The sequence below is a fragment of the Elstera litoralis genome (genome assembly GCF_000963705.1).
In the GTDB taxonomy this organism is placed as follows: domain Bacteria; phylum Pseudomonadota; class Alphaproteobacteria; order Elsterales; family Elsteraceae; genus Elstera; species Elstera litoralis.
The window spans coordinates 1-2,109 of sequence record NZ_LAJY01000401.1 but is presented as its reverse complement, the minus strand read 5'-3'; the positions used below and the strand labels follow the sequence as shown (position 1 = coordinate 2,109).

The following is a 2,109-nucleotide window of genomic DNA, read 5'->3' as shown; positions in this document are numbered from 1 at the left end:
GCGTAAAACTGCCGAAATGACTCATTCGAGGACCCGATGCAATATACAGTCGATATCAAAGACAATAGCGCGAAGATTAAGATCACAGGTCGGCTGACCTTTAAGTTTCATCGGGAGTACAAAGAATTCCTGGATGAGCTTTTGAAGAACAAAGTCGGCTCCTACGAGTTCGACCTGAGCGGCGTTGAGTTTATCGACTCCGCCGGTCTTGGCATGCTGCTGATTGCCAAGCAGAAGGCCCAGGTTTTCAATGCAGCCGTTGTTCTTCAACGCCCGCCCGAAAATGTCCGCCGCATGCTTGAAGTAGCAAAATTCGACAAGATATTTACTATTCAGTCATAGGGGCGCGATAGGATCGGTCATCGTGACCTTTTTTATCGATAAGCGGCTGCCAAACGGACAGCCCACACCGGCGGATCAACACGGAGGCCCTGTGTCCCTGTCTCCATTCTCATCCTTGAGTCTGGTTGCGGACGGATTGTCCCGCGAAGCCCTGGAAGCCCTTTCGATGGAAAGCTTCGGGCAGCTTCGGGTCGAGTCGGTCCCGATGGCCGCCATGACGGCTTCCGAAGAGCCCCGCTCCCCGGCCCGCTTGACCCTCGGGAGCGGCAGTCGGCGGCGGATTCGCGTCATGGGGGACCGCATCAGCGAAAGTCGAATGGCGACGGCGCTCAAGGATTTGCCGGCCTTCTGTTTCGAAGCGGGTCTCTCCCCCGATCAACTGGCGAATTTTGCCCGGTTGGCACTGCGGCGCGGCACGTTTATCGGCCTGTGCCTGTCGACGGCGACGGCCTATCGGGTCGAACCTTCGGCAGCTATTGCCGCGAGCCTTGGGGCCTGTGGCCTGTTCGATGAAGGGCTGATTTGGCGGATCGAGGTGGCGCTGGCCGAAGCCTTGGCCAATGCGCTGCTGCACGGCAATCTCGAAGCCAATAAGTTTCTGCGCTCCAGTGCCGACGCTTACGCGGATTACGCCGATCATCTCGATAATCGCCTGCATGATGATGGTTTTGCCCACCGGGCGGTCTCCATCTTTGCGCGCCTTTCAGCAGGGTGGCTCACGCTGGAAGTGCTGGATGAAGGTCATGGGTTCGAGAAGACCGGACGCGGCGGACCCACCCCGGTTGAAATCGATGATCCTTTTGGGCTGCCCAGCGGGCGGGGTTTGCTGGTAACATCGGCCATGGCCGACCGCATTCGTCATCGTAATGGCGGACGCAGACTCGACCTCGGTTTCGCGCTGGTTGCATGATCGCAGCATCGGCAGATCGTCAAGGAAATGCCCTCATAGGAAACGCTCGCATGAACCGTCGCTCTTTTCCCCTTGCTGCCGTGTTTGCGGTGCTTGGCTTTTCCACCGTAGCGCTGGCACAGCAAGCGCTGCCGACGATTGGCGGGGCCGCCGGTGCGACCGATACGGGCGCGCGGGAACGGGCGGCCTCATCGGCCATCGAACAGCAGGTCGAGTATCGCACCAGCTTGCAGCGTGATCTTGCGCAGCGGGAACAATTGCTGCGGACCAGCGAGAAGGATTTGGAAACGCGCAAGGCGCGGCTGAAATCCACCCATCTTCAGCTTATTTCAACCGCTCAAAAGGTGCAGGAGCAGGCCGCCAAACTGAAGGCTGCCGCTGATGCCCCGCCTCCAGCCGAGACCGATCCGAACGCCGACGCCACCGCCCCCGATGCGGTGCCCGTCGAAGCGGCGGCCGATGTGGTTGATCCGAGCATCGTTAAAACGCCTCTCTAAGGATCTTGAGGCGCAATCTTACGAAATTCAGGTTGCGTCCGCCCAAATCAATCGGCTTCAGCAGGAAGTTGATTATCTGCGTGGCGTGCTGGCGCAAATGTCCGGTGTGCGTCGATAGGGGTCTCCTAACGTACTAAGCTTAAGCTGCGCGCATCGAGATAGGTGAGAAGCGCGCCGAGACTCCGCTCTTGCCGCAGTTTTTGGCCGCGACTCATGAGGACAAAATCAATCTGGCGGGCGCTGGCGTGCTTGACGATGCTGTAGAGCGGCAGTTCGTACGACGAGCGGAAGATGGAGAACATCGCCGCCCCGCCGCTCATATCAATAGCGTAATCGCGCCACTCTCCTTTGGCGACACGG

4 protein-coding genes are annotated in these 2,109 nt (G+C 58.9%); 3 read left to right on the top strand and 1 reads right to left on the bottom strand.

The features are described from left to right. Positions 1-36: 36 nt before the first annotated feature. From VZ95_RS14465 to VZ95_RS14455, 3 genes are all read left to right on the top strand, one after another. Positions 37-342 carry an STAS domain-containing protein gene (locus VZ95_RS14465; protein WP_045776484.1) on the top strand — a complete coding sequence of 102 codons (306 nt, stop codon included), beginning with the start codon at positions 37-39 and terminating at the stop codon, positions 340-342. A gap of 136 nt (positions 343-478) precedes the next feature. Then, the gene (locus VZ95_RS14460) at positions 479-1,252 is read left to right on the top strand and encodes an ATP-binding protein (protein ID WP_045776483.1); all 774 of its coding nucleotides are present in this window, start codon (positions 479-481) and stop codon (positions 1,250-1,252) included. Positions 1,253-1,302: 50 nt separating this feature from the next. After that, positions 1,303-1,749 (top strand): hypothetical protein, encoded by a 447-nt coding sequence (locus tag VZ95_RS14455; protein ID WP_045776482.1) that lies wholly within the window; start codon positions 1,303-1,305, stop codon positions 1,747-1,749. A 125-nt stretch (positions 1,750-1,874) separates the two neighbouring features. Here VZ95_RS14455 and VZ95_RS14450 read toward each other — a convergent pair. After that, the coding region (locus VZ95_RS14450) for a DUF2794 domain-containing protein (protein ID WP_045776481.1) at positions 1,875-2,109 on the bottom strand (235 nt) is incomplete at its 5' end.

Excerpts from the sequence above, each read along its gene's own strand:
- VZ95_RS14455 (WP_045776482.1), top strand. The coding sequence starts at position 1,303 with ATGAACCGTCGCTCTTTTCCCCTTGCTGCCGTGTTTGCGGTGCTTGGC.
- VZ95_RS14465 (WP_045776484.1), top strand. The coding sequence starts at position 37 with ATGCAATATACAGTCGATATCAAAGACAATAGCGCGAAGATTAAGATC.